Source organism: Kitasatospora sp. NPDC085895 (assembly GCF_040702125.1).
GTDB classification, from domain to species: Bacteria; Actinomycetota; Actinomycetes; order Streptomycetales; family Streptomycetaceae; genus Kitasatospora; species Kitasatospora arboriphila.
This window is the reverse complement of the sequence record NZ_JBFBJY010000014.1, coordinates 113,847-138,623: the sequence shown is the minus strand read 5'-3', so window position 1 is coordinate 138,623 and position 24,777 is coordinate 113,847. Positions and strand designations below refer to the sequence as shown.

Annotated in this window: 23 protein-coding genes; 9 read left to right on the top strand and 14 right to left on the bottom strand. The window is 74.7% G+C overall.

The features are described 5' to 3' along the window. Positions 1–417: 417 nt before the first annotated feature. Together AB0442_RS12215 and AB0442_RS12210 are read left to right on the top strand one after the other, a co-directional pair. On the top strand, positions 418–1,479 hold the full coding sequence (locus AB0442_RS12215) for a right-handed parallel beta-helix repeat-containing protein (protein ID WP_366162417.1): 1,062 nt from the start codon (positions 418–420) through the stop codon (positions 1,477–1,479). A gap of 80 nt (positions 1,480–1,559) precedes the next feature. After that, entirely contained in the window at positions 1,560–2,597 is a 1,038-nt protein-coding gene (locus AB0442_RS12210) for a methyltransferase (protein ID WP_366162416.1), read from the top strand. Between the two features lie 193 nt (positions 2,598–2,790). Here AB0442_RS12210 and AB0442_RS12205 read toward each other — a convergent pair whose 3' ends face one another. The 7 genes from AB0442_RS12205 to AB0442_RS12175 all read right to left on the bottom strand — a co-directional run bounded on the left by AB0442_RS12205 (position 2,791) and on the right by AB0442_RS12175 (position 7,967). Next, positions 2,791–3,129 (bottom strand): TcmI family type II polyketide cyclase, encoded by a 339-nt coding sequence (locus AB0442_RS12205; protein ID WP_366162415.1) that lies wholly within the window; start codon positions 3,127–3,129, stop codon positions 2,791–2,793. After that, the gene (locus AB0442_RS12200; protein WP_363541110.1) at positions 3,126–3,581 is read right to left on the bottom strand and encodes an SRPBCC family protein; all 456 of its coding nucleotides are present in this window, start codon (positions 3,579–3,581) and stop codon (positions 3,126–3,128) included. Before AB0442_RS12200 ends, AB0442_RS12205 begins: the two co-directional genes overlap by 4 nt. A 4-nt stretch (positions 3,582–3,585) precedes the next feature. Next, the gene (locus AB0442_RS12195; protein ID WP_366162414.1) at positions 3,586–3,840 is read right to left on the bottom strand and encodes an acyl carrier protein; all 255 of its coding nucleotides are present in this window, start codon (positions 3,838–3,840) and stop codon (positions 3,586–3,588) included. Positions 3,841–3,877: 37 nt separating this feature from the next. Beyond that, positions 3,878–5,119 carry a beta-ketoacyl synthase N-terminal-like domain-containing protein gene (locus AB0442_RS12190; RefSeq protein WP_363541111.1) on the bottom strand — a complete coding sequence of 414 codons (1,242 nt, stop codon included), beginning with the start codon at positions 5,117–5,119 and terminating at the stop codon, positions 3,878–3,880. Further along, the gene (locus AB0442_RS12185; RefSeq protein ID WP_363541112.1) at positions 5,116–6,381 is read right to left on the bottom strand and encodes a beta-ketoacyl-[acyl-carrier-protein] synthase family protein; all 1,266 of its coding nucleotides are present in this window, start codon (positions 6,379–6,381) and stop codon (positions 5,116–5,118) included. Before AB0442_RS12185 ends, AB0442_RS12190 begins: the two co-directional genes overlap by 4 nt. Next, positions 6,378–6,797, bottom strand: a complete 420-nt coding sequence (locus tag AB0442_RS12180; protein ID WP_344621549.1) for a cupin domain-containing protein — start codon at positions 6,795–6,797, stop codon at positions 6,378–6,380. Before AB0442_RS12180 ends, AB0442_RS12185 begins: the two co-directional genes overlap by 4 nt. A gap of 72 nt (positions 6,798–6,869) precedes the next feature. Beyond that, positions 6,870–7,967: a SchA/CurD-like domain-containing protein gene (locus AB0442_RS12175; RefSeq protein ID WP_344621548.1), complete on the bottom strand. Its 1,098-nt coding sequence runs from the start codon at positions 7,965–7,967 to the stop codon at positions 6,870–6,872. A 314-nt stretch (positions 7,968–8,281) separates the two neighbouring features. Between AB0442_RS12175 and AB0442_RS12170 the strand changes: the two genes are divergently transcribed. After that, positions 8,282–9,907 (top strand): FAD-dependent monooxygenase, encoded by a 1,626-nt coding sequence (locus tag AB0442_RS12170; protein WP_366162413.1) that lies wholly within the window; start codon positions 8,282–8,284, stop codon positions 9,905–9,907. 95 nt (positions 9,908–10,002) lie between these two features. On the opposite strand, the gene AB0442_RS12165 is transcribed toward AB0442_RS12170, so the two are convergent. Next, positions 10,003–12,117 (bottom strand): MMPL family transporter, encoded by a 2,115-nt coding sequence (locus AB0442_RS12165; protein WP_366162412.1) that lies wholly within the window; start codon positions 12,115–12,117, stop codon positions 10,003–10,005. 167 nt (positions 12,118–12,284) lie between these two features. Here AB0442_RS12165 and lpdA point away from each other — a divergent pair, with 167 nt between their 5' ends. Next, entirely contained in the window at positions 12,285–13,691 is a 1,407-nt protein-coding gene (lpdA, locus tag AB0442_RS12160) for a dihydrolipoyl dehydrogenase (protein WP_366162411.1), read from the top strand. Between the two features lie 132 nt (positions 13,692–13,823). Beyond that, on the top strand, positions 13,824–15,314 hold the full coding sequence (locus tag AB0442_RS12155; RefSeq protein ID WP_366162409.1) for a carboxyl transferase domain-containing protein: 1,491 nt from the start codon (positions 13,824–13,826) through the stop codon (positions 15,312–15,314). 38 nt (positions 15,315–15,352) lie between these two features. Here AB0442_RS12155 and AB0442_RS12150 read toward each other — a convergent pair whose 3' ends face one another. The 5 genes from AB0442_RS12150 to AB0442_RS12130 form a co-directional block, all read right to left on the bottom strand. Beyond that, the gene (locus tag AB0442_RS12150) at positions 15,353–15,622 is read right to left on the bottom strand and encodes a hypothetical protein (RefSeq protein ID WP_344621543.1); all 270 of its coding nucleotides are present in this window, start codon (positions 15,620–15,622) and stop codon (positions 15,353–15,355) included. A 43-nt stretch (positions 15,623–15,665) separates the two neighbouring features. After that, on the bottom strand, positions 15,666–16,334 hold the full coding sequence (locus AB0442_RS12145; protein WP_363541117.1) for an ATP-binding cassette domain-containing protein: 669 nt from the start codon (positions 16,332–16,334) through the stop codon (positions 15,666–15,668). Then, the gene (locus AB0442_RS12140; RefSeq protein WP_366162408.1) at positions 16,331–17,116 is read right to left on the bottom strand and encodes an ABC transporter ATP-binding protein; all 786 of its coding nucleotides are present in this window, start codon (positions 17,114–17,116) and stop codon (positions 16,331–16,333) included. Before AB0442_RS12140 ends, AB0442_RS12145 begins: the two co-directional genes overlap by 4 nt. A 184-nt stretch (positions 17,117–17,300) precedes the next feature. Next, on the bottom strand, positions 17,301–19,214 hold the full coding sequence (locus AB0442_RS12135; protein ID WP_366162407.1) for an ABC transporter permease: 1,914 nt from the start codon (positions 19,212–19,214) through the stop codon (positions 17,301–17,303). Continuing rightward, positions 19,211–19,741, bottom strand: a complete 531-nt coding sequence (locus AB0442_RS12130) for a hypothetical protein (protein ID WP_366162406.1) — start codon at positions 19,739–19,741, stop codon at positions 19,211–19,213. Before AB0442_RS12130 ends, AB0442_RS12135 begins: the two co-directional genes overlap by 4 nt. A gap of 215 nt (positions 19,742–19,956) precedes the next feature. Between AB0442_RS12130 and AB0442_RS12125 the strand changes: the two genes are divergently transcribed. The 4 genes from AB0442_RS12125 (at position 19,957) to cobM (ending at position 24,085) form a co-directional block, all read left to right on the top strand. After that, positions 19,957–20,571: a hypothetical protein gene (locus AB0442_RS12125; protein WP_366162404.1), complete on the top strand. Its 615-nt coding sequence runs from the start codon at positions 19,957–19,959 to the stop codon at positions 20,569–20,571. Then, the gene (locus AB0442_RS12120; protein WP_366162403.1) at positions 20,562–21,935 is read left to right on the top strand and encodes an ABC transporter substrate-binding protein; all 1,374 of its coding nucleotides are present in this window, start codon (positions 20,562–20,564) and stop codon (positions 21,933–21,935) included. Before AB0442_RS12125 ends, AB0442_RS12120 begins: the two co-directional genes overlap by 10 nt. Positions 21,936–22,076: 141 nt before the next feature. Then, positions 22,077–23,327: a precorrin-6y C5,15-methyltransferase (decarboxylating) subunit CbiE gene (cbiE, locus tag AB0442_RS12115; protein WP_366162402.1), complete on the top strand. Its 1,251-nt coding sequence runs from the start codon at positions 22,077–22,079 to the stop codon at positions 23,325–23,327. Beyond that, a complete protein-coding gene (gene cobM, locus AB0442_RS12110) occupies positions 23,324–24,085 on the top strand; it encodes a precorrin-4 C(11)-methyltransferase (RefSeq protein ID WP_344621535.1) in 762 nt (253 codons plus the stop codon). Before cbiE ends, cobM begins: the two co-directional genes overlap by 4 nt. A 12-nt stretch (positions 24,086–24,097) precedes the next feature. Here cobM and AB0442_RS12105 read toward each other — a convergent pair whose 3' ends face one another. Then, entirely contained in the window at positions 24,098–24,766 is a 669-nt protein-coding gene (locus tag AB0442_RS12105) for a bifunctional 4-hydroxy-2-oxoglutarate aldolase/2-dehydro-3-deoxy-phosphogluconate aldolase (RefSeq protein WP_366162401.1), read from the bottom strand. Positions 24,767–24,777: the final 11 nt, after the last annotated feature.

Sequence of the window (24,777 nt, the reverse complement as noted above, 5' to 3'; positions counted from 1 at the left end):
GGAACGGGCATTCCGCCACCGGCCCCGCCCGGCTGCGCGGAGCGACGCCGACCGGAACGGCGGCGGGGACGGTCGGGGCGGGCCCGTGTGCATGACGGTCAGCCACATGCGCCACTCCGTCAGGTGAGGGAACGTCACCGAACCGCCCACCCGAGTGGCGGGCCCCCTGGGGCGGTCCTAGCTTCGGGGGACGGAGGCTCCCTGCGCTCCCCCACGCCCCGTGCCCTCCGCCCCGCGCACGGCGCGCCACCTCCACATGACCCCACACCCCTTGTCCCCCACGGCACCTGCGGCCCCACGACCCCCACCGCGCGAACCCCCGCACCCCCACACTCCACAGCCCCGCACCCCCACGCCGGGCGCGCCGATCCCGGCGCCCGCCCGACCCTGTACCCCCCGAAAGCAGGCCCCAGTTCCATGTCCATGCGACGGACCCACTACCTCGCCGGCGGCCTCGCCGCCCTGGTCGCGAGCCTGGGGGCGGTCCCGCCCGCCCAGGCCGCGTCCTCGATGCGCACCGTCCTCCCCGGCGAGTCCATCCAGAAGGCGGTCGACGCGGCCGCTCCGGGCAGCACCGTCCAGCTGATGCCCGGCACGTACCACGAGAGCGTGCTGATCACCCGTTCGGACATCACCCTGCGCGGGGTCGGTCCGTCGACCGTCCTCGTCCCGGACCCGGCGCAGACCGGGAACGCCTGCGCCACCGCGGGCCACGGCATCTGCGTGGCCGGCACGGACGACCAGAAGGTGAACAACGTCCGGATCGGCTCGCTGACCGTCTCCGGCTACCGGATGAACGGCATCGACGCCTCCAACACCGACCACCTGCGGATCATGGACGTCGGTGCCTTCCACAACGGCAACCAGGGCATCAGCCAGGAGAAGTCGATCCGGGCCACGCTGACCGGCAACGAGGCCGCCGACAACGTGCAGGCGGGCATCTTCCTCGCCAACTCGGTGGCCCACGAGGGCGGTGCCATCGACACCCAGGGCACCGTGATCCGCGGCAACCGGCTGTCCGGCAACCGGATCGGCGTGGTCGTCCGGCGCGCCCGGACGCTGGCGGTGGACGCCAACGACATCAGCGGCAACTGCGGCGGCGTCTTCGTGGTCGGCGACGAGGGCTCGCCCAAGCCGGGCGCGATCAGCGTCAACCGCAACTACGTCCACGAGAACAACAAGTACTGCCCGCAGAACCCGCGGCTGGCCTTCATCCAGGGCACCGGCATCCTCTTCACCGGCGCCGAGGACTCCGTGGTGTCCGGCAACCAGATCGAGGGCAACCGCGGCGACTCGCCGATGTCCGGCGGCGTGGTGCTCTTCCCGAGCGTGACCGGCACGCCCAACAACCGGATCAGCGTCACCGGGAACGTACTGGCCGACAACGGCCCCGCGGACCTGGCCGACCGCGACACGGGCACCGGCAACACCTTCGCCCGCAACACCTGCGGCGTCTCCGAGCCGGCCGGCCGCTGCTGAGCCCTCGCCCGAGCAACTCCCCGCACCGACCGCAGACCCTCCTCCCCGGGCCCCCCGGCCCCCGTACGAAAGGCGGTTCCATGTCCGCCAGCACCCAGTCCCCGTCCCCGCCCGCGGTGATGCGCCTGCGCGAGCTCGTCTTCGGCGCCGCCTGCGCCGCGGCGATCCGCGCCGCGGCGCAGCTCGGTGTCGCCGACGCGCTCGGCGAGAACCCGACGGCCGTCCGCGACCTGGCCGCCGAGCTGAAGGTGGAGCCCAAGCCGCTGCGTCGGCTGATGCGGGCGCTCGCCAGCTACGGGATCTTCACGGAGACGGACGACGACCGCTTCGCGCACACCGACATGTCCCGGATGCTGCGCGAGGACGCCCCCAACAGCCTGCGCTACATCTCGCTGTGGTGCACCGAGCCCTGGACGTGGCAGGCCTGGCCCCGGCTGGACGAGGCCGTCCGCACCGGCCGCAACATCTTCCCCGAGATGTTCGGCAAGGAGTTCTTCCAGTACCTGCACGACGACGCGGGCGAGTCCGCGAAGGTCTTCGACAAGGCGATGAGCAGCTCCAGCCGGCAGTCCGCCGCCGACCTGGTGGCCTTCCTGGACAACCTGGAGGGCGTCTCCACGGTGGTGGACATCGGCGGCGGCCAGGGCCTCGCGCTGGCCGGGCTGCTGGAGAAGCACCCGCACCTGCACGGCACGCTGCTCGACCTGCCGCAGGTGGTCGCGGACGCCGATCCGCGGCTGCGGCCGGGCGGCGCGCTGGCCGACCGGGCCCGCCTGGTGCCGGGCGACTGCCGGGTGGAGATCCCGGTGCAGGCCGACCTCTACCTGATCAAGAACATCCTGGAGTGGGACGACGAGTCCACCCGCCGCACGCTGGCGAACGTGGTGGGTGCGGCCCGCCCGGGCGCCCGGGTGGTGGTGGTCGAGAACCTGGTCGACGACAGCCCCTCGATGCGCTTCACCACCGCGATGGACCTGCTGCTGCTGCTCAACGTCGGCGGTGCCAAGCACACCCGGGAGAGCATGCTGGGCCTGATGTCCGAGGCCGGCCTGCGGGTCGACGAGGTCCGCCCGGTCAACCCGTACCTGCACGCCTTCGAGAGCGTCGTCGGGGGCTGACGCGCTCCGCCCCCTCCCCCGAGGCCCGCCGGCACCTCGCCGGCGGGCCTCGGCGTGCGCCCACCACCGGTCCCTGCACCGCAACCGGGCACCGGGCTGCGGGCAGCGGGCAGCGGGCAGCGGCCGGCGGACGCGGCAACGCCAGGGCGCCGGCCCGATGGTGATCGGCCGGCGCCCTGGCGTTGGCGGTGGATCAGCCCGCGGGCCGCTCCCACCGGTAGAACTCACGCGCCATCGCGTCCTTCGGCTCCCGCCAGGTGGCCGGGTCGTACGCCTGGACGTGCGCGGTGAGCCGGTCGCTGACGAGCTGGAACTCGGGGTGCTTCACGTGCTGGGCGACGGAGGGCCCGGGCGGCCGGTCCGCCTCGATGAGGTGCAGGTAGAGGTCCTCGAACTGGAACAGGCTGCGGCCGGTGACCCCGATCAGGTGCGGCAGTTCACCGCGGTCGGAGTCGGCGAAGATGCCCGCGATGTCGTCGCCGGAGCCGGGCCGCATCCGGGCGACGATGAGCGAGCGGTACGTCCCGCTCACCGCACGCCCGCCCGCAGTTCGACCTTCTCCTTGATGAGTTCCATCTGGATCCGCGAGTTGCGGTTGATGTGGTTGGTCATGCCGTGGTCGTCGACCGGTGCGGTGGGCTTCATCGCGAAGTCCTGGATCCAGCGCATCAGGGTGCCGCCGGGGTGCTCGGTGTACTCCCACCGGATGTTCATGAACTCGAAGGGGCCGGGCTCGACGCGGCGGGCCCGGACGGTCAGCCCCTGCCGGTCGGTCTCCCGCTCGGAGACCCAGCTCCAGACGGTGCCGTTCTCGTCGGGGTGCATGGTCAGCCGGAAGGTCGTCTTCGGGCCCTCGCGGTCGAGCACCTCGACGGTCGCGTACTCGCTGAACAGCTGGGGCCAGCCCTCCAGGTCGTTGGTGACGTCCCAGACGAGGTCGAGGGGGGCGTTGATGAGGATCTCGTTGTCCGTGTGGCCGGGCATGGGGTCAGGCTCCCGTCGTGGCAGAGGCGTTGACGGCGTCGAGGAAGTCCTGCGGGGTCTTGGACATCTCCGCGCCGGGGGTGATGGGGGTGGCGTAGGTGTTCTCCAGCTCGCCGACGATGCCGAGCAGGGCGAGCGAGTCGACGCCGAACTCCTCGAAGGTCGCGCCGGGGCGCTCCAGGTCGAGCGGGTCGACGGCGATCCCGGCCCGGCCCTTGATCAGGGCGGCCAGCTCGTCGTACGTGAGGACGTGGGTCATCGGTGTCTCCTGTGGGTCGGGGGCATCCGGCAGCCGGTCAGGACGGCCGGCCGGCACGCAGCACCAGGGCGGCGTTGGAGCCCATCAGTCCGCGGCTGAGCACCAGGGCGGTGCGCAGCTGGGCGGTGCGGCCGTAGCCGCAGACCAGGTCGAGGTCGTACGCCGTGCCGGTGACGTTCGGCGTGGGCGGGACGAAGCCCTGTTCCATGGCGAGCACGGCCGCCGCGGCGTCCAGCAGCGGGGCGCCGCAGTAGGCGCGTCCGGTGCCGGCCTTGGGTGCCGTGACGGGCACCCGGGAGGCGTGCTCGCCGAGCACGTCGGCGAGGGCCAGTGCCTCGGCGTGGTCGGCCTCCGGGACGCCGAGGGCGTCGGCGAAGACCACGTCGACCTCGTCGGGGGCACAGCGGGCCTGCTCCAGGGCGGCGCGGATCGCGTGCGCGAGGCCCTCGCGGGACTCGGCCCAGCGCGACGCCCCGGTGAAGGTGGCGGCGTGTCCGGCGAGTTCGGCCCGGATCCGGGCTCCGCGCCGGCGGGCGGCCCGTTCGTCCTCCAGGACGAACATGGCGCCGCCCTCGGCCGGTACGAACCCGCTCGCCTCCGGGCTGAACGGCAGGTAGGCGGTGGAGGGGTCGTCGCCGAGGCTGAGCTCGGGGTAGCCGAGCTGGCAGACCATCGAGTACGGCGCCAGCGGTGCCTCCGCACCGCCGACCACGACCGCGTCCGCGCCCCTGGTTATGGTGCGCGCCGCGTGCGCCAGCGCGTCGAGGCCGCCGGCCTCGTCGCTGGCCACCACGGCGCAGGGCCCCTTGAAGCCGCCGCGGATGGAGATCTGGCCGGTGCTGGCGGCGTAGAACCAGGCGATCGACTGGTACGGGCCGACGAACCGGGGGCCCTGGCCCCACAGGTTCTGCAGCTCGCGCTGGCCGAACTCGCCGCCGCCGGAGCCGGCCGCGGTGACGACGCCGGTGGCGAACGGCGAGTTCTCGTCGGGCCGCAGCCGCGCGTCCTCCAGGGCGAGGTCGGCGGCCGCCATCGCGTAGTGCGTGAACCGGTCGGTCTGGACGAGGTAGCGGCCCTCGACGGCGGCCTCGGCGTCGAAGCCGCCGACCTGTCCGGCGACGCGCAGCGGCATCTGCCCGCAGCCCTCGCGGGTGATCGGGCCGAGCACGCTGGCGCCCTCGCGGGTGGCCTTCCAGAAGTCGTCGGTGCCGACACCGTTGGGTGCGATCACCCCGATGCCGGTCACCACCGTCCGCCGGTCGGGCGGGTCGGACGTCATGTCCGTGCCCCCTCTCTGCTGAGCACGACCGCGGACTGGAAGCCGCCGAAGCCGCTGCCGACCGAGAGCACGTGCCGCAGCGGCAGCTCCCGGGCCGTCCTCGGGACGTAGTCCAGGTCGCACTCCGGGTCCGGGGTCTCGTAGTTGGCGGTGGGCGGAACGACGCCGTGCTTCAACGCCAGGGCGCAGGCGACCAGTTCGATCGCGCCGATGGCGCCGAGCGAGTGCCCGACCATCGACTTGATGGAACTCATCGGCGTCTCGTACGCGTGGGCGCCGAGCGAGCGCTTGACGGCGGCGGTCTCGTGCCGGTCGTTCTGCTTGGTGCCGGAGCCGTGCGCGTTGACGTAGTCGACGTCGGAGGCGTTCACCCGGGCGTGGTCGAGGGCCCGGTCGATCGCCTCCGACATCTCCCGGCCCTCCTGGGTGAGACCGGTCATGTGGTAGGCGTTGCCGAAGGTGGCGAAGCCGCCGAGTTCGCAGATGATCCGGGCGCCGCGCCGCTTGGCGTGCTCGTACTCCTCCAGCAGCAGCACGGCGCCGCCCTCGCCGAGGACGAAGCCGTCCCGGCTGGCGTCGAACGGCCGGGAGGCGTGCTCCGGGTCGTCGTTGCGCGCCGAGGTCGCCTTGATGGCGTCGAAGCAGGCGACGGTGATCGGGGAGATCGGCGAGTCGGAGGCACCGGCGATGCAGACGTCGACCCGCCCGTCCTCGACGGCCTGCAGGGCGTAGCCGACGGCGTCCAGCCCGGAGGTGCAGCCGGTGGAGACCGTCTGCACCGGGCCGTGCGCGCCGGTGCGCTCGGCGACCGCGGAGGCGAGCGTGGCGGGGGTGAAGGCCCGCTGCAGGTGCGGCGCGGCGCCGCGGTGGTCGACGTCCCACCGGGCGCCGTTCGCGCTGACGCCGACGTAGTCGTGCTCCAGCCGGGTGGTGCCGCCGACGGCGGTGCCGAGGGAGACGCCGATCCGCCAGGGGTCCTCGGCGCCGAGGTCGAGCCCGGCGTCGCGGACGGCCTCCGCGGCGGCGGCCAGCGCGAACTGGATGTACCGGTCCGAGCGGGCCACCTCCTCGGCGTCCAGGCCGGCCGCGTACGGGTCGAAGTCGCACTCGCCGGCGATCCGGGAGCGGAATCCGGCCGGGTCGAAGAAGGTGATCCCGCGGGTCGCGGTGCGGCCGGCGGTGAGGAGGTCCCAGAAGGCGGGGACCCCGACGCCGCCGGGCGCGACGACACCGAGACCGGTGACCACCACCCGCCGTGTCATGAGACGGCCTCGGCCGGTTCCGGCGGCGCCGGGGTCTCCTCGGTGTCGACGTGGCCGAGCTCGGGCCGCGGTGCGAGCGGGCCGAGGTGGAAGACCAGGCGGGCCTCGGTGGAGCCGACGTTGCGGAACCGGTGGCGCACGTTCATCGGGATCAGCAGGCCGTTGTCGGGGCTGAGCCGGAACGGCTCCCCGTCGAGGTCGACCTCCAGCTCGCCCCTGACCACCAGCACGAACTCCTCGGAGTACGGGTGGTAGTGCTCGGCGATCCGGTCGCCGGGCTGCACGATCGCCATTCCCATGAAGCCGCTGGTGGCTCCCACCGTCGTCGGGGTGAGCATGGCGCGCAGGTCGCCGCCGCGTCGGGTGTTCGGCGGCGCGTCGTCGACGTGCACGATGCGTGGGAACTTGGTGGTCATGGTTGCTGCCTCCAGAAGGCATTGCAGGGATGGGGGCCGGGGGCGGGCTGGCCGCCCCGGGTGCGTGGACGCTCAGGCGTCCTGGGAGGAGCGGTCGGTGACGGGCTGCATGGTGCAGTCGGCGAGGAAGCGGCCGATGCCCGCGGAGGTCCGCAGGTCGTGGTGCTCGTCGAGCTCCAGCAGGCGGGCCAGCACGCCGGCGGCGCGCGGTCCGGCGATGCCGAGGGCGGTGGCGGGGTCTGCGTCGGCCGGCCCGGCGAAGTCGATGACGCGGACGACCACGTCGTCGCGGTGGAAGAGGGTGCTCGCGACGAGCGGCGAGCCCTCCTCGACGACCTGGCGGTCCTGACGGGCCAACAGGCCGACGACCGAGCTGCCGCATCCGGTCTTCACCGGGTAGCGCAGCGCGTACCGGCGGACGGGCGCGGTCGGCGCGTCGGGGGCGGCGACGCGGTGCACCGCGGGCAGTGCGGCGCGCATGAAGAAGGCGCGGGCGGACTCCGGGTTGCCGAGGTCCCGGGCCTCCTCCAGGTAGGGGTTGATGGCCTCCTCGACGGCCCGCACCTCGGGCTGCTGGGCGACGTGCCGCAGCGCCGCGCCGAGGTCACCGGCCACCTCGACCGCGCGGACGACCCGGTTGCCCTGCATGAAGAGCGAGGTGCGCAGCAGCCGGGTCCGCTCGTCCACCTGGGCCTTGGGCGAGGTGTAGCCGGCGAGGATCCCGGCGACCTTCTTCTCGGTGCCGGGCTTCACCGTGAAGGTGAGGGCGTGTCGGACGATGCCGTCGGAGACCGGCGCCGCGAAGTCGTAGGTGTGGTCGCCGGCGGTCTCCCGCATGATGCTGAACCGCAGCGAGCGGGTGTCGCGGACGCAGCCGTGCAGCGGCTTGACCATCTCGCGGTGGGCCTCGCTGTCGACCCAGGAGAGGAAGGGCTGGGCGCTCTCCCACTCGCTGGTGATCAGCCACTGGGAGGGGTCCTCGATGGACTGGCAGAGCTGGTCGCTCACGTGGCCGGGCACGGCGGCGACCTGGTGGCGCAGCTGCTCATAGGCCGTCAGGAACTTCTCCTGGGCGCCGTCCATGACGTCGCACATGAGGACGACGCGCAGGCGGGGGACGGCGAGGGCGGCAGGGTGGGCGTCGGTCACGGGTTCGGTGAGGGTCGTCATCATCACTCGTCTGCTCGAAGGGACGTGTCGTCGCGCGGCCGTGGTGGAACGGCGGCGGGTGTGGGGGTCGGCCTGCGGCCCGCGGGGGCGGGGTTCGGCCGTGCGGTCGCGTGCCCGGCCCGGTGCCGCCGACGGCGGCCGGGCATGGTCCGGTCACGAGGACTGAGCTCGATCGTGGCGGTCCGTCACCGATCGTGCGAGGGCAGGAACCCATCCGGGCGAAAAGGCGCGGCCATGGGCGCAACCGGCCGCGCGGGCACGGACGAATGACAGGGACATTGGGTGTCGGGCCCTTCGAACGACTGGAGTCACAGATGAACCCAACCGCCGACGGCCGGCTGCCCGTCCTGATCGTGGGCGGCTCCCTGGTGGGGCTGTCCACCTCGCTGTTCCTGGGAAGGCTGGGGGTGCCGCACCTGCTGGTGGAGAAGCACGCGGCCACCTCGCACCATCCGCGCGGACGCGGCAACAACGTGCGGACGATGGAGCTGTTCCGGGTGGCGGGCGTGGAGTCCGCCGTCAAGGAGGCCGCCTCGGTGCTGGCGGAGAACCACGGCATCCTGCAGGCCGACACCCTCTCGGGCGACGACCAGGAGTGGCTGTTCAAGGAGATCGACCCGGGCGGCGCGCTGAAGAGGTTCAGCCCGACCGGCTGGTGCCTGTGCAGCCAGAACGACCTGGAGCCGGTGCTGCTGGAGTACGCCCGCCGGCTGACCGGTGACATCCGCTTCGGGACGCAGCTGGTCTCCTTCGAGCAGGACGCCGACGGAGTGACGGCGCTGATCCGCAACCGGGGGACGGGCGAGGAGGAGACCGTCCGGGCGCAGTACCTGGTGGCCGCCGACGGTCCGCGCAGCCCGATCCGGGAGGCGCTCGGCATCGGCCAGACCGGTCCCGGCGACCTCTTCCACAACATCAGCATCACCTTCCGGTCGAAGGGGCTCGCCGACGTGGTCGGCGAACGGCGTTTCATCGCCTGCTACCTGACCGACCCTCGGGGCGCGGGCGCGCTGCTGCCGGTCGACAACCGCGAGCACTGGGTCTTCCACGCGCCGTGGCACCCGGAGAACGGCGAGGCGCTGGAGGAGTTCACCGACGCCCGGTGCGCGGCGGCGATCCGCGCGGCCGCCGGGGTGCCGGACCTCGACGTGGAGGTCACCGGCCGGGCTCCCTGGCACGCGGCGCAGCGGGTGGCGGAGCGGTACTCGGTCGGCCGGGTCTTCCTGGCGGGCGACTCGGCGCACGAGATGTCGCCGACGGGTGCGTTCGGCTCCAACACCGGCATCCAGGACGCGCACAACCTGGCGTGGAAGCTCGCGGCGGTGCTCGGCGGCTGGGCCGGGCCGCGGCTGCTGCAGTCGTACGGGCGGGAGCGCCGGCCGGTCGCGGAGGCGACCGCCGCCCGGGCGACGGCCCGCTCCGCGGAGCACAAGCACCCGGGCTACGACGTGTCACCGGGCACCGGACGGCAGAACAACGTGCTGTCGGTGGTGCTGGGCTACCGCTACCCGCTGGGTGCGGTGGTCGGTGCCGACGCGGACGGCCCGGCGGTGCCGGAGAAGCTCGCGGCGGACGGTTCGCCGGGCGGCCGGGCGCCGCACGTGTGGGTGCGGCGGGCCGGGGTGCGGGTCTCCACGCTGGACCTGTTCGAGACGGTGCCGGTGCTGCTGGCCGGGCCGGCGGCGGACGCCTGGCACGAGGCGGGCGAGCTCGCCGCGAAGCGGCTCGGTGTCCCGCTGACGGGCTACCGGGTCGGCACCGAGCTGGAGTTGGAGCCCGAGGAGGGCACCGACTGGGCCGGTACGTACGGGGTCGGGGCCGACGGCGCGGTGCTCGTCCGCCCGGACGGCTTCGTGGCCTGGCGCTCCACCGGCCCGGTCGGCGACCCGGAGGCCGTCCTGACCTCGGTCCTCCGCGAGGTGCTCGCCCTGGAGCAGTAGCAGGCGCCCGGGGCAGCACCACAGGGGCGCGTGGAGGCCGGGAGGTGCCCCCACGCGCCCCTGGGGGTTCGCCTTCCCCCTGCTCTACGGGTGCTCTATGGGTTCGTCGTCCCCCGCGCCCCTACGGGTTGGCCTTCCCCTGTGGGGGTGGGTCTGCGGCTGAGGGGACTGGGCCACCACATGTGGCGGTCGAGGTCCATGGTGAGGGCGGTGACGAGGACGGAGCGGACGACCAGGGTGTCCAGCAGGACGCCGAGGGCGACCGCGAAGCCGATCTCGGCGAAGCCCACGACGGGCAGGGTGCCGAGGACGCCGAAGGTGGCGGCGAGGATCAGGCCGGCCGAGGTGATGACGCCGCCGGTGGCGGCCAGGCCGGCGACCGCGCCGGCTCTGGTGCCGCGGTGCAGCGACTCCTCGCGGACGCGGGTCATCAGGAAGATGTTGTAGTCGATGCCCAGCGCCACCAGGAAGACGAAGACGAACAGCGGGAAGGCGTTGTCCTCGCCCTCGAAGTGGAAGCCGTGCGTGAAGACGAAGGCGCTGATGCCGAGCGCGGCGGTGTAGGAGAGCACCACCGTGCCGATCAGCACCAGCGGGGCGACCACGGCCCGCAGCAGGATCGCCAGCACGGCCAGCACCACGACCAGCACCAGCGGGATGATCACCCTGTTGTCGTTGCCGGCGGCGCGCCCGGCGTCGAGGACGACCGCGGTGTTGCCGCCGACCTTGGCGTCGGCCTCCGGCAGGGCGTGGACGTTGGCCCGGACCCGGTCGACGGTGTCCTTGGCGGCCTGGCTGTCCGGCGGGTCGGTGAGGGTGGCCTGGAAGAGCGCCTGGCCGTTCTTGGCGAGCACGGGGGTGGCGCCGGCGATGCCCTCGGTGGAGGTGGCGACGGTCCGGACGCGTTCCCCGGAGGCGGCGGTGCTCACGATGGTGAGCGGTGCTCCGGTGCCGCCGGGGAAGTGCTCGGCGAGGACCTGCTGGCCGACCACGGAGTCCGGTTTGCCGGTGAAGGTGCCGGCGGTGGAGAGCCCGGTGGCGTTCAGCGCGATCAGGCCGAGGCTGCAGATGGCGAGCGCCAGGGCGGTGCCCGTCCAGACCTTGCGGGGGCGGCGGCCGATCCAGGCGCCGATGTGCGCCCAGCGGCCGGTCTTGGTGGGCTCGGGGGTGCCGTACGCGGGGCGGACCGGCCAGAACACCCAGCGGCCGACGATCACCAGGGCGGCGGGCAGCAGGGTGAGCATGGCACCGAGCGCGACGAGCACGCCGATCGCGCAGACCGGGCCGAGGCCGCTGGTGGAGTTCATCTCGGCGACCAGCAGGCAGAGCATCGAGGCGACCACGGTGACCGAGCTGGCCAGGATGGCCGGGCCGGCCCGGTGCAGGGCGAGCGCCATCGCCTCGTGGCGGTCCTCGTGGCGGCGCAGTTCCTCCCGGTAACGGGCGGTGAGCAGCAGGGCGTAGTCGGTGCCCGCGCCGAGCACGAGGACGATCAGGATGCCGGCGCTCTGCGCGTTGACGGTGAGGCCGGCGTGCGCGGCCAGCACGTAGATGACGGCCTCGGCGACGATCAGGGCGGCGCCGGCGGACAGCAGCGGCAGCAGCCAGAGCACCGGGCTGCGGTAGGTGAGCAGCAGCAGCACGATCACCACGGTGATGGTGGCGAAGAGCAGGGTGCTGTCGATGCCGGCGAAGGCCTCGGCCTGGTCGGCGCCGACGCCGGCCGGGCCGGTGACGTGCGTGGTCATGCCGTCGCTGTTCTCGGCGGCGGTGGCGCGCAGGCTGTCGACGGCGGGTTGCAGGTCCTTCCAGCCGCCGGTGCCGATGTCGACGGGCACCACGGTCTGCATGGCCTTGCCGTCGGCGGAGACCTGCGGTCCGACCACCGGCCCGCGGACGTGCGGGGCGACGGCGAAGGCCGCGGCGTCCCTGACCGCCTCGGCCTTGTTGGCCGGGGTGATGCCGCTGTCGTTCTGGTAGACGACCACGGCCTGGGCGATGTCGACGGGGAAGAAGGCGCGTTGCTCGTTCAGCACCTGGGTGGACTCGGCGTTGCCGGGCAGCCAGCTGCTGGCCTCGTTGTCCTCGGCGTCGGTGAGCTTGCCGGCCAGCGGCACGGCGACGATCAGCAGCACCAGCCAGAACGCCAGCACCACCCACTTGGCGCGCCGGCCGCACGGCAGTGCGGCAAGCCTTGCGGACGGGCTCATCGGGTACCCCCTTGCGGGCCCTCGGCTGCTCCCTCGGCCGCTCCGGTGCCCCCGTCCGGCGGGGCGCACGGCCTCTCCCAGCATGCCACCGGAGGGCGGCCGGTGACGGATCGGGCGGCCGGCACCGGCCCGCCCGTGGCGCGCCGGCGAGGTCTATCGTGTGGCTCATGAGCTCACACTTCGACGTCGTGGTCCTGGGTGCCGGCCCGGGCGGCTACACCGCCGCGGTCCGGTCCGCGCAGCTCGGGCTTCGCACGGCGGTCATCGAGACCAAGTACTGGGGCGGCGTCTGCCTGAACGTCGGCTGCATCCCCTCGAAGGCGCTGCTGCGCAACGCCGAGCTGGCGCACATCTTCACCAAGGAGGCCAAGACCTTCGGCATCAAGGTCGAGGGCAGCGTCAGCTTCGACTACCGCGAGGCGTTCCTGCGCAGCCGCAAGGTCGCGGAGGGCCGGGTGGCCGGCATCCACTACCTGACGAAGAAGAACGGCATCACCGAGTTCGACGGCTGGGGCACCTTCGTCGACGACCACACCCTGCAGGTCTCGCTGACCGCGGGCGGCGTCGAGACGGTGACGTTCGACCACTGCATCATCGCGGCGGGCGCCACCACGCGGCTGCTGCCGGGCACCTCGCTGAGCGACCGGGTGGTGACCTACGAGGAGCAGATCCTCACCGACACCCTGCCGGAGAGCATCATCATCGCGGGTGCCGGCGCGATCGGCGTCGAGTTCGCGTACGTGCTGCACAACTACGGCGTGAAGGTGACGATCGTCGAGTTCCTGGACCGGATGGTGCCGCTGGAGGACGCGGACGTCTCGGCGGAGCTGGCGAAGCGGTACAAGCGGCTCGGCATCGAGGTGCTGACGTCGACCCGGGTCGACGCGATCGACGACTCGGACCCGAACGCCAAGGTCCGGGTGACCGTCACCCAGAACGGCGCGCAGAAGGTGCTGGAGGCCGACAAGGTGCTCCAGGCGATCGGCTTCGCGCCGCGCACCCAGGGCTACGGCCTGGAGGTCACGGGTGTGAAGCTGACCGAGCGCGGCGCGATCGCCGTGGACGGCCGCAGCCGCACCAACGTGCCGCACATCTACGCGATCGGCGACGTCACCGCCAAGCTGATGCTGGCGCACGCGGCGGAGTCGATGGGCGTCATCGCGGCGGAGACCATCGCGGGCGCGGAGACCATGGAGCTCGACTTCGTGATGATCCCGCGCGCCACGTACTGCCAGCCGCAGATCGCCAGCTTCGGCTGGACGGAGGCGCAGGCCCGCGAGCAGGGTTACGACGTCAAGGTGGTGAAGTTCCCCTTCACCGCGAACGGCAAGGCGCACGGCCTCGGCGACGCGGCCGGCTTCGTCAAGCTGATCAGCGACAACAAGTACGGCGAGCTGCTCGGCGCCCACCTGATCGGCCCCGAGGTCACCGAGCTGCTGCCGGAGCTGACCCTGGCCCAGCAGTGGGACCTGACGGTGCACGAGGTCGCCCGCAACGTGCACGCGCACCCGACGCTGGGCGAGGCGGTCAAGGAGGCCGTGCACGGTCTCGCCGGGCACATGATCAACTTCTGATCGGCCGCCGCGGCACTCTCCGCGGCCGGCGGTGACGGCCCACCGGGTCGCCACCGCCGGCCGCTGCCGCAGCCCGTACCCTGGGCCCCGACGGGCGCCGGCGGCGCCCGCACGACACGGGGGGTGCGCGGCGTGGGCGAGGAACGGGGTCCGAGCGCGGGCGAACTGATCGGGATGCTGGCCGACCCCGGCGGCTTCCGGTGCTGGGACGAACCGGCGGTGCACCCGGGCGCCGACGACGCGTACACCGCGTCCCTGGCGAAGGCGGCCGCCCGCACCGGCCTGGACGAGGCCGTCACCACCGGCCTGGCCCTGGTCGACGGGGTACCGGTGGCGCTGATCGCCTCCGAATTCGGCTTCCTCGGCGGCTCGATCGGTGTGGCCACCGCCGAACGGATCACCCGCGCGGTGGAGCGCGCCACCGCCGAACGCCTCCCCGTGCTCGCCCTGCCGGTCTCCGGCGGCACCCGGATGCAGGAGGGCTCGGCCGCCTTCCTCTGCATGGTCCGGGTCACCGCGGCCGTCCAGGCCCACCAGGCCGCCGGCCTGCCGTACCTCACCTACCTGCGCAACCCCACCATGGGCGGGGTGTTCGCCTCCTGGGGCACGCTCGGCCACGTCGTCGCCGCCGAACCCGGTGCCCGGCTCGGCTTCCTCGGCCCGCGGGTCTACGAGGAGCTGCGCGGGGTCCGGCTGCCGCCCGGGGTGCAGCGGTCCGAGACGCTGGCCGCCCGCGGCCTGGTCGACGCCGTGCTGCCGCCGCAGGAGCTGCGCGGCCACCTGCTGCGGGTGCTGTCCGTGCTGGGCGCCGCGCCCGTCCCGCAGCCCCAGCCGCCGAGCGGGCCACCCACCGGCGTCACGGCGGACGCCTGGGACTCCGTCCGCCGGACCCGCCGCCCGGACCGGCCCGGCACCCGCGAGCTGCTGGACGCCGCCGCCGACGAGTACGTCCCGCTGGGCTCCCCCGGCGGCGAGGGCGGCGCGCTGCTGCGGGCGCTCGCCGTGTTCGGCGGCAGCCCGGCCGTGGTGGTCGGGCAGCAGCGCGGCGGCGACCGCCCGTTCACCGCGGCCGACCTGCGGTCCGTCCGGCGCACCGCGCGCACCGCCCAGCAGCTGGGGCTGCCGCTGGTCACGGTCGTCGACACCGCCGGCGCCGAACTCTCCGTGCAGGCCGAACTCGACGGGATCGCCGTCGAGATCGCGCACTGCCTCAGCACGCTCACCGCACTGCGCACCCCGGTGCTCGCGGTGCTGCTCGGCCAGGGCTCCGGCGGCGGGGCGCTCGCGCTGCTGCCCGCGGACCGGGTGATCGCGGCGGAGCACGCCTGGCTCGCCCCGCTGCCGCCCGAGGGCGCCTCGGCGATCGTCCACCGGGACGGCGAGCACGCCGCGGAACTGGCCCGGGCCCAGGGGATCGGCGCCTACGACCTGGCCGCGGTCGGCCTGGTCGACGAGGTCGTCGCGGAGCACCCGGACGCGGCCGACGAGCCCGTCCCCTTCGGTGCGCGGATCGGGCGGGCCGTCGCGCTGGCGCTCGGATCGCTGGCCGCGCTGCCCGTCGAGCAGCGGCTCGCGGCCCGGGCGGCCCGGAACCGGCGGCTGGGCGACCGGCGGGAGGCCTGAGGGCGGGCTGAGCGCGGGGCCGGGGGCTCAGAGCCGCTTCAGAGCAGGCCGCCGACGGCGGCGACCGCCTTGGAGGCGGAGGCCGCGCCCTCGAGTTCGCCGACCACACCGTGCAGGTCCTTGATCCGCTTCTCGGCGTGCGCCTGGAAGGCGTCCGCGGCGGCGCCCGTCCAGTGCACCGAGTGGCGGGCCCGCTCCAGCTCCTGGGCGATCTTGCTCACCTCGTTGGCGAGCGCCTCCAGCTCGCCCGCCAGGTCGGAGAGCTCCGCGTCCGCCAGCAGCCGGCCTATGCCGTCCAGGATTCCCATCGTCAACCCCCGTCGTCGAGACACGTCCTGTCTCCGGGTCAGCTTATCCGCCGATCGGACCGGACAGGAGCTCGCCCGGCTCGCCGCTGAACACCACCCGCCCCCGCCGCAGCACGTGCACCACGCCGGCCCCCGCCAGCGTCGCCGGCAGCGACCGGGCGGCCAGCACCACCGTGCCGCCGTCGGCCGCGGACTCCAGCAGCAGCCGGTGCAGCCGGGCCGCCACCGCCGGGGCCAGGCCCCGGTCCGGCTCGTCCAGCAGCAGCAGCCTCGGACGGCCCAGCAGCGCCCGGCCGAGCGCCACCATCTGCTGCTGCCCGCCCGAGAGGGTGCCCGCCCGCCGGGTCAGCAACGGGCCCAGCTCGGGGAACCACTCCTCGACGGCCGCCGTGTCCTCGCCCGCGTGCTGCCCGAGGTTCTCCGCGACGGTGAGGGACGGGAAGACCGCCCGATCGGCCGGGACCAGCGCGAGGCCCCGGCGGGCCCGGCGGAACGCCGAGAGGGCGGTGACGTCCCGGCCCGCCCAGAGCACCCGTCCCGCGGCCGGCCGGACCACGCCGGCGAGGGCGTGCAGGGCGGTCGTCCGTCCGGCGCCGTTGCGGCCGAGCAGCACCGTCACCCGGCCGGCCGGGCAGGCCAGGTCCACCCCGTGCAGGGCCTCCAGCAGCCCGTACCGGACGCGGACCCCGCGCAGCTCCGCCTCGACGGTCACGACTCCGCCCCCGCGGCCTCGCCCCACGCCCCCGCCACCCGCGGGTCTGCCAGGACCTCGGCGGTCGGCCCGTTCAGCAGGACCCTCCCCCGGGCCATCACGCAGACCGTGTCGGCGAGCCGGGCGACCAGTTCGACGTCGTGCTCCACCAGCAGCAGCGCCACCCCCTCGGCGGCGAGCGCCCGCAGCACCGAGCCGAGCCGGGCCGTCTGCGCCAGGTCGAGACCGGCGGCCGGCTCGTCCAGCAGCAGCACCCGGGGGGACGCGGCCAGCGCACGGGCCAGCTCCAGCAGGCGCAGCGCACCGGTCGGCAGCCGGTCCGCCGGCCAGTCCCGGACGGCGTCCAGGCCGAACAGCCGCAGCGCCCGGTCGGTGGCCTCACGGGCCGCGGGGGCCCCGGGGGCGGGCAGGCCCAGCAGACCGCGGACGGTGCCGCCACGGCCCTGCTCGGCGCCGAGACGGGTGTTCTCGCCGACCGTCAGGCCGGGGAAGACGGCGATCTGCTGGAAGGTACGGGCGAGGCCGAGACGGGCCCGGGCGTGGTCCGGCAGCCGGGTGACGTCGCGGCCGGCCAGCAGGACTCGGCCGGCGTCCGGGCGGGCGACGCCGCTCAGGCAGTCGAACAGCGTGCTCTTGCCGGCGCCGTTCGGGCCCACCAGGGCGGTGATCCGACCGGGCGGGACGTCCAGGTCGACGCCGTCGACCGCGGCGATGCCGCCGAAGCGGCGGACGAGGCCGCGGGCGGTGAGGCCGGAGGTGAGGGGGGCAGCGGCTGCGCTCATCGTGGGGTCCGGCGGTGCAGGTGGCTGGAACGGGTCGGGTGAGGGTTGTGCCCTCCCGCTGCGCGCAGTTCCCCGCGCCCCTGGGGGTGCAACGTGCTGGACGGGGTCGGGTGCGGGACGGCGCCTTCCGCCGTGCGCAGTTCTCCGGGTCCCTGCGGGGGTGGCGGACTCGGCGGGGGCGGGGTCATTTCGGGGGGTCCGTGAGGTGGTGGCGGAGGGATCGGCCGAGGGGGGTGAGGCGGGGTGGGGCGGGGGTGGGGCGGGCGGCGAGGCGGCGGGCGACGCCGGCGAGGCCGCCGGGCATGCGGCCGAGGGCGGTGGCGAGGCCGCCGACCACGACCGCGGAGATGCCGGGGACGGTGCCCGTGTCGAGGCCGATCAGCAGGGCGGCGGCGAGGACCGCGCCGACGGCGCTGTCGGCCCCGGCCACCACCACGGTCGCGAACCAGAGCAGGCCCTGGATCGGGTCGAAGGCGGCGGCGGAGAAGGCGCGTCCGGCGAGCGTCAGCAGTCCGCCGCCGAGGGCGGCGAGTCCGGCGCCGGCCATGAAGACCAGGAGTTTCAGCCGGGGCACGTCCACCCCGGCGGCCGAGGCTCCGGCCTGGTGGTCGCGCATCGCGGTGAGGGCCCGGCCGAGCCGGCCGCGGTGCAGGTTGCGGACCAGCAGCAGACCGAGGCCGAGCAGCACCAGCTCGGCGGTGTAGAAGGCGCCGTCTCCGGCGAGGAACTCGGGGCGGTCGACGACGAGCCCGGTGGTGGCGTACGGCTGGTTGAAGACGAGCCGGCTGAGCGCGGTGCCGACGGCGAAGGTGACCAGGGCGAGGGCGAGGCCGCGGCGCCGGATCGCGGGCCATCCGGTGAGCAGGCCGAGCGGCACGGTGACGGCGACGGCCAGCAGCAGCGCGGGGACGGCGGGCATCGGCGGCAGCCCGGGTACCCGGCCGGACATCAGCAGGGCCGTCCCGAGCCCGCCGAGGCCGGCGTACCCGGCCTGGCCGAGGGAGACCTGTCCGCCGTAGCCGGTGACGACCACGACGGAGAGCAGCACCAGGGCGAGCGCGGGTACGGCGAGGGCGTGCCGCAGGTCGTCGTTGCGGAAGCCGAGCGGCAGCAGCAGGAGGACGGTGCAGACGGCCTTGACGGCGGCCGAGCCGCGCTCGATCCGGGGCGCGCCGGCCGGGGCGAGGCCGGTGTCGTCCACCGCGCCGCGCCAGGGCAGCAGGGCCGCGACGAGCAGCGCGACGGTGAACAGGTTGGCCTGCACGGCCTGGGCGAGCGGCAGGAGTTGGCCGGCCGGGCGCAGCCGGGTGAGTTCGCTCTGCGCGACGCCCAGGGCGAGGCCGGTGACGACCGCCACGGGCAGGCTGCGCAGCCGGGCGGCGACGGCGACGGCCATGGTCTCCATGACGAGCAGCGGCAGGCCGTAGGGGTCGAGCAGCAGGGAGGGGGCGAGCAGGATGCCGACCAGTCCGGCGGTGAAGGAGCCGAAGGCCCAGCCGGTGGCGGAGATCCGATCGGCGTCGATCCCGGCGAGTCCGGCGAGGGCGCGGTTGTCGACGACGGCGCGCAGCCGGGTGCCGAAGGCGGTGTAGCGGGTGACGAGGCCGACGCCGCCGGCCACCGCGAACAGGACGGCCAGTTGGACGGCGGTGTCCAGGCGCAGGACGTGGCCGCCGAGGTCGGCGAGGTGCTCGGGCCGGACGAGCGCGGGGGCGTCGGCGAAGGGGGCGGTTCCCCAGAGCAGGATGACGGTGCCGATCAGCAGCACGAAGACGCCGATGCCGGCGACCATCGTCTCGCCGGCTCCGGCGCCGCGGCGCTGCAGCGGGCGGAAGACGGCGGCGTCGAGCAGGACGCCGAAGGCGGGGGCGGCGATCAGCAGGCAGAAGGCGGCCGCGGGGAAGAGCGGCCAGCCGCGGACGACGACGAGTTCGCGCAGCAGGTAGGCGGTGGCGACGGCCTGGGCGCCCTGGGCGAGGTTGAGCACCCCGGTGGCGCGGTGGGTGACGACCAGGCCGACGCCGCTGAGGGCGGCGGCGCTGCCGACGGAGAGGCCGGCGAGGGCGAGGTCGGCGGTCAGGCCGAGGCTGTCGCTCACCCGGCCGGCTGCCCGGGCTCGGCGGGTCCGGGGTCGGCGGCCGGTCCGGGGGCCTCGGGCGGCCCGGGGTCGCAGACCGGGCAGGGGCTGAGGCCGCGTTCCCGCACGGCTCGGGCGTCCAGCGGTTCGGCACCGGTCTTGCCGGCGACCAGCGGGCAGTCCCGGCGGTGGTAGAGGGTGCCGTCGGGGAGGCCGACCGGCGGGCCGCTCTCGCCCTCGTCCGCGGCGGCGGCGGGGGCCTCGGTGACCAGCAGCGCGTAGAGCTGGTCGAGCCGCCGGTCCGCGGGCTCGCCGGGGCCGGGGCCGCGGCGGACGGCGATGAGGACGGCGCCCGCGACGATCAGGGCGGCGCCGGGGGCGGTGGCCGAGGCGATGTACGGCAGCTGACGGGCCGCGAGCTCCTCCCCGGAGACGCCGTACCAGCCGAGCACGCAGAGCACCGCGCCGGCGGCGAGCGTGAACCAGCCGGGCCATTCGCGCAGGGCCCGCAGCAGCCCTGCGGCGCCGGGCCGGGGAATCCGGTTCATCCAGATTTCTCCGTACTGTCCAGATTTCTCGGTATTCTACTGTTCTGTCAGCTCCTCTTGCGGTTCGTCCGCCGATCGGCCTTCATAGTGTCACTTGCGGCATCCGGTGCCGCAGCACGGACCGAGACACCGACCCAGAGCAGCCACGACACGAGCGACCGGGGCCACCGGCGGGAGGGCGGCCCGGCGGTCGGGAAGAACGCGGTGAGCAACCCATGCGCAACAACCCTGGCGAGTCGATCCACGAGGCCGGCCCCGGCCCCGCCGCCCACCCGGACGGCCGTACCCCCTCGTCCCGTCCCACCGGCGCGGCCGCCCGGCTCGCGGCGGCGGTGCTGGCCGTCCTGGCCCTGCTGTTCGCGGCGGCCTGCAGCAGCAGCAGTTCCTCCGGTTCCTCCTCACCCTCCCCCACGGCGCCGGCCACCACGACCTCGGCGGCCGCGTCGCCGACGGGCGGCGGCTCCGCACCGGCCGACGCGGAGGCCGCCAAGGCGCAGATCAAGACCAACTGGGAGAAGTTCTTCGACCCGGCCACGCCGATCGCCGACCGGGCCGCTCTGCTGCAGAACGGCGAGGCGCTCCAGCCGGCCCTGCAGGGCTTCGCCAACGACCCGCGGGTCGGCCAGGTCAAGGCCACGGTGACCGACGTCCAGTTCACCTCGGACTCGGCCGCGACCGTGACGTACACGCTGACGCTGCAGGGCCAGACGGTCGAACCGGCCGCGAGCGGACAGGCCGTGCTGGACAACGGCACCTGGAAGGTGTCCACCAGCACCCTGTGCGGGCTGGTCGCCCAGGCCGGCGGCAGCGCGATCCCGGGATGCAGCTGACCGGGCTCCGACGGGCGGCCCGGCATGCCGCGGCCGCCCGCACCGCCCTGCTCGCGGCCTCGGCCGCGCTGCTGCTGACCGTCACCGGCTGCGGCAGCCGCCTGCCGGAGAGCGCCTTCGGCACACCTCCGGCGGGCGGCACCGCCGACCGGACCACCGACACCGGCGCCGACGCCCGCAGCGTCAAGATCGGCATCATCACCTCGCTCACCAGCCCCGTCGGCTCGGAGACCTTCGCCGGGCCGCGCTTCGGCGCCCTCGCCTTCTTCAAGGCCCTGAACGACGCCGGCGGCGTGCACGGCCGGAGGGTGCAGGTCGTCACCTGCGACGACGGCGGCAGCGGCATCGGCAACCAGGACTGCGTCCACCGGATGATCGACAAGGAGAAGGTCTTCGCCCTGGTCTCCGGCAGCGTCCTGGTCTACGCGGGCGCCCCCTACGTCAGCGCCAAGGGCGTGCCGGACGTCGGCGGCCAGCCGATCGGCACCGCCTACGACCAGTGGCCGCACCTGTACGGCATCTACGGCAGCAGCGCCCCGCGGGACGGCCGCTCGGTCGGCTGGGACGGCGTCCTCTACCAGAGCACCGAGGTGTACCGGTTCTTCAAGGAGAAGCTCGGCGCCCGCAGCGCCGCCGTCGTCGCCTACGACCAGGCCGACTCGGCCCGCTACGCCCGGCAGTTGACCGAAGCGCTGAAGGCCGAGGGGTACCGGGTGCTCGACCAGACCGTCGACCTGGCACTGCCCGGCTTCCAGGCGGTCGCCGCAGCGATGAAGGCCGACGGCACCGAACTGCTCTTCGACGCCATGGACACCCGCGGCAACGCCGGGCTCTGCCAGGCCCTGGACGCCGCCGGGGTGCACCTCAAGGCCAAGGTCACCAACGTGCAGAACTGGACGGCGACCGTCGGCACCGACTACAAGGACTCCCCCGGCTGCCGGTCGGCGCTGTGGGCGACCTCCTCCAGCCAGAACTACGAGGACACCCGCCAACCGGCCGTGCAGGCCTTCCGCAACGCCATGGCCACGTACTACCCGGAGCGCGAAGGGCTGCTCTCCGCCTGGGAGTTGGAGGGCTGGGCCGGGGCGCAGTGGCTCACCGACGCGATGGACTCCTGCGGCGCCGACCTCACCCGCGGCTGCGTCGAGGACTTCATGAACCGCAGCACCCCCTACGACGCGCACGGCCTGCTGCTGCCCGCCTCGTTCGTCCCGACCCCGCGGCCGACCGGGCTGCTCCGGGCCTGCCTCAACGCCGCCCGCTGGGAGGACTCCGCCCAGGACGGGCACGGCGGCTGGGTCACCCAGGTGCCCGACATGGCCACCAACTGCTACGACGTCCCGCAGCTGCCGTACCGACCCTGAGGGTCCGCCGGCTCTGCCGGCGCGGGCCGCGGTGTGGCGAACGTCGCAGGTGATCGTGGGCGGGTTCGGCCTTGGGCCGGCGACGGGGCGGGACGCGGCCGGTAGGCTGCCGCTGCCCCGTCCGAGCTGCAAGGAGTCCTCTTGGCCACCGCCGTGCCCGCGTCCGTGATCACCGTCGTCGGGGTCGGTGCGGACGGCTGGGACGGCCTCGCGCCCGCCGCCCGGGAGGCGCTGCTCGGCGCCGCGACCGTCCTCGGCGGGCCGCGCCAGCTGGAGCTGCTGCCGCCGGAGGTCACCGCCGCCCGGGTGGCCTGGCCGAGCCCGCTGCGGCCCGCCGTACCCGGTCTGCTCGCCGAGCACGGGGACCGGCGGCTGTGCGTCCTCGCCAGCGGCGACCCGATGTTCCACGGCATCGGCCGGGCCCTCGCCGAGACGGTCGGCGCCGAGCGGCTGCACGTGCTGCCGCATCCCTCCTCCGTCGCCTACGCCTGCGCGCGCCTCGGCTGGCCGCAGGAGGACACCGAGGTGGTCAGCGCGGTCGGCCGTCCGCTGGCGAACCTCAACGCCGCACTGTCCGACGGGCGGCGGCTGCTGGTGCTCAGCGCCGGCGCCGGCACCCCCGCCGAGGTCGCCGCGCTGCTCACCGGACGCGGCTTCGGCGCCAGCCGGCTGCGGGTGCTCGAACAGCTCGGCGGCGGAAGCGAGCGCGTCCTCGACGGCACCGCCGCCGACTGGCCGCACCCGGCCGCCGATCCGCTGAACATCGTCGCCGTGGAGTGCGCGGGCCCGCGGGCGCAGCTCGTCCCCGGCCTGCCGGACGACGCGTACGAGCACGACGGGCAGCTGACCAAGCGCCACGTCCGGGCCGCGACGCTCGCCGCGCTCGCGCCCGCCGCCGGCGAACTGCTCTGGGACGTCGGCGGCGGCTCCGGCTCGATCGCCGTGGAGTGGCTGCGGGCGCACCGCAGCTGCCGGGCCGTCAGCGTGGAGCGGGACGCCGCCCGGGCCGACCGGATCCGGCGCAACGCCGACGCGCTCGGCGTGCCGCGGCTGGAGGTGGTCACCGGCCGGGCGCCCGACGCGCTGGCCGGACTGCCGGTGCCGGACGCCGTGTTCATCGGCGGCGGGCTGACCGCGCCCGGACTGCTGCAGGCCTGCTGGGACGCGCTGCCCGCGGGCGGCCGGCTGGTCGCCAACACCGTCACGCTGGAGTCCGAGGCGCTGCTCACCGAGTGGTACCGCCGGCACGGCGGGGAGCTGGTGAAGCTGGCGGTCGCGCACGCCGTACCGGTCGGCGGGTTCACCGGCTGGCGGCAGGCCATGCCGGTCACCCAGTGGTCGGCCGTCAAGACGTCCGAGGCCGGCCGCGCCGGCGTGGAGGAGGAGCAGTGACCGTCTACTTCATCGGGGCCGGCCCCGGTGCCGCCGACCTGATCACCGTCCGCGGGCAGCGCACGCTGGCCGCCTGCGGGGTGTGCCTGTACGCGGGCAGCCTGGTGCCGCGCGAACTGCTCGCCGAATGCCCGCCGGACGCACGGCTGGTGGACACCGCGAACCTGGACCTCGACCGGATCGTCGCCGAGATCGCCCGCGCCCACGAGGAGGGCCGGGACGTGGCCCGGCTGCACTCCGGCGACCCCTCGGTGTTCAGCGCCGTCGCCGAGCAGATGCGGCGCCTCGACGCGCTCGGCATCCCGTACGAGGTGGTGCCGGGCGTGCCCGCCTTCGCCGCCGCGGCGGCCGCGCTCAAGCGGGAACTGACCGTGCCGACGGTCGGTCAGACCGTCATCCTCACCCGGGTCTCCCGGCAGGCCACCCCGATGCCCGAGGGCGAGGACCTCGCCACCCTCGGCCGCAGCGGCGCCCTGCTGGTGCTGCACCTCGCCGCCCGCTACGTCGACAGCGTGGTCGAGGAGCTGCTGCCGCACTACGGCGCCGACTGCCCGGCCGCCGTCGTCGCCATGGCCAGCCGCCCCGACGAGCTCGTGCTGCGCGGCACCCTCGGCGACATCGCCGAGCAGGTGAAGGCCGCCGGTGTGCTGCGGACGGCCGTCATCCTGGTCGGCCGGACCCTCGGCGCCGAGCAGTTCCGCGACAGCCACCTCTACTCCTCCGAGCGCGAGCGGCCGCACGAGCCCTGCGGCGCCTGACCTCCGGCCTCGTCACCCGGCGGATGCCGCCAGCGCCGCGGTGAAGGCCCGGGCCCGTCGGGTGATCTCCGGCCAGTCGGCGGCGGCGACGGCGGCCGGGGGGACGACCCCGGAGCCGGCGCAGACGGCGAGGGCGCCGTGGTCGAGGAAGACGGCGGCGTTGCCCGTGTCGACGCCGCCGGAGGCGACCAGCGGGACGTCGGGGTAGGGGCCGCGCAGATCGGCGAAGTAGCCGGGGCCGAAGACGCGGGCCGGGAAGACCTTGACCGCGGCGGCGCCCAGGTCGACGGCCTGCGCCACCTCGGTCGGGGTGAGCGCGCCGAGCACGACCGGGACACCGGCCCGCCCGGCCGAGGCGGCGACCTCGGGGCGGCACCCCGGGGTGACCAGGAAGCCCGCACCGGCGTCCACCGCGCGTTCGGCCTGCTCGGCGGTCAGCACCGTACCGACCCCGACCCGGTGCCCGGCCCCGGCCGCGTGCCGCAGGTGTGCCGTCACCTCCGGTGTGGTGAAGGTGAGTTCGACCCGGTCGATGCCCCCGGCGGCCAGTGCCGCGCACAGCTCGGCGGCGTCCGGGATCCGCGGCGCGCGGACCACGGCGATCACCCGCTCGGTGGCGAGCGCGGCCCGCAGGGCGGCGGCTGCGGCGGCACCGGGGGCGGTGGCGGTGGGTGCGGTCACGGGATTCGGGC

What these genes read in the sequence shown, in the direction of transcription:
- AB0442_RS12215 (WP_366162417.1), top strand. Translation starts at nt 418, where the DNA reads ATGTCCATGCGACGGACCCACTACCTCGCCGGCGGCCTCGCCGCCCTG.
- AB0442_RS12210 (WP_366162416.1), top strand. Translation starts at nt 1,560, where the DNA reads ATGTCCGCCAGCACCCAGTCCCCGTCCCCGCCCGCGGTGATGCGCCTG.
- AB0442_RS12200 (WP_363541110.1), bottom strand. Translation starts at nt 3,581, where the DNA reads ATGCCCGGCCACACGGACAACGAGATCCTCATCAACGCCCCCCTCGAC.
- AB0442_RS12195 (WP_366162414.1), bottom strand. Translation starts at nt 3,840, where the DNA reads ATGACCCACGTCCTCACGTACGACGAGCTGGCCGCCCTGATCAAGGGC.
- AB0442_RS12190 (WP_363541111.1), bottom strand. Translation starts at nt 5,119, where the DNA reads ATGACGTCCGACCCGCCCGACCGGCGGACGGTGGTGACCGGCATCGGG.
- AB0442_RS12185 (WP_363541112.1), bottom strand. Translation starts at nt 6,381, where the DNA reads ATGACACGGCGGGTGGTGGTCACCGGTCTCGGTGTCGTCGCGCCCGGC.
- AB0442_RS12180 (WP_344621549.1), bottom strand. Translation starts at nt 6,797, where the DNA reads ATGACCACCAAGTTCCCACGCATCGTGCACGTCGACGACGCGCCGCCG.
- AB0442_RS12175 (WP_344621548.1), bottom strand. Translation starts at nt 7,967, where the DNA reads ATGACGACCCTCACCGAACCCGTGACCGACGCCCACCCTGCCGCCCTC.
- AB0442_RS12170 (WP_366162413.1), top strand. Translation starts at nt 8,282, where the DNA reads ATGAACCCAACCGCCGACGGCCGGCTGCCCGTCCTGATCGTGGGCGGC.
- AB0442_RS12165 (WP_366162412.1), bottom strand. Translation starts at nt 12,117, where the DNA reads ATGAGCCCGTCCGCAAGGCTTGCCGCACTGCCGTGCGGCCGGCGCGCC.
- lpdA (WP_366162411.1), top strand. Translation starts at nt 12,285, where the DNA reads ATGAGCTCACACTTCGACGTCGTGGTCCTGGGTGCCGGCCCGGGCGGC.
- AB0442_RS12150 (WP_344621543.1), bottom strand. Translation starts at nt 15,622, where the DNA reads ATGGGAATCCTGGACGGCATAGGCCGGCTGCTGGCGGACGCGGAGCTC.
- AB0442_RS12140 (WP_366162408.1), bottom strand. Translation starts at nt 17,116, where the DNA reads ATGAGCGCAGCCGCTGCCCCCCTCACCTCCGGCCTCACCGCCCGCGGC.
- AB0442_RS12130 (WP_366162406.1), bottom strand. Translation starts at nt 19,741, where the DNA reads ATGAACCGGATTCCCCGGCCCGGCGCCGCAGGGCTGCTGCGGGCCCTG.
- AB0442_RS12125 (WP_366162404.1), top strand. Translation starts at nt 19,957, where the DNA reads ATGCGCAACAACCCTGGCGAGTCGATCCACGAGGCCGGCCCCGGCCCC.
- AB0442_RS12120 (WP_366162403.1), top strand. Translation starts at nt 20,562, where the DNA reads ATGCAGCTGACCGGGCTCCGACGGGCGGCCCGGCATGCCGCGGCCGCC.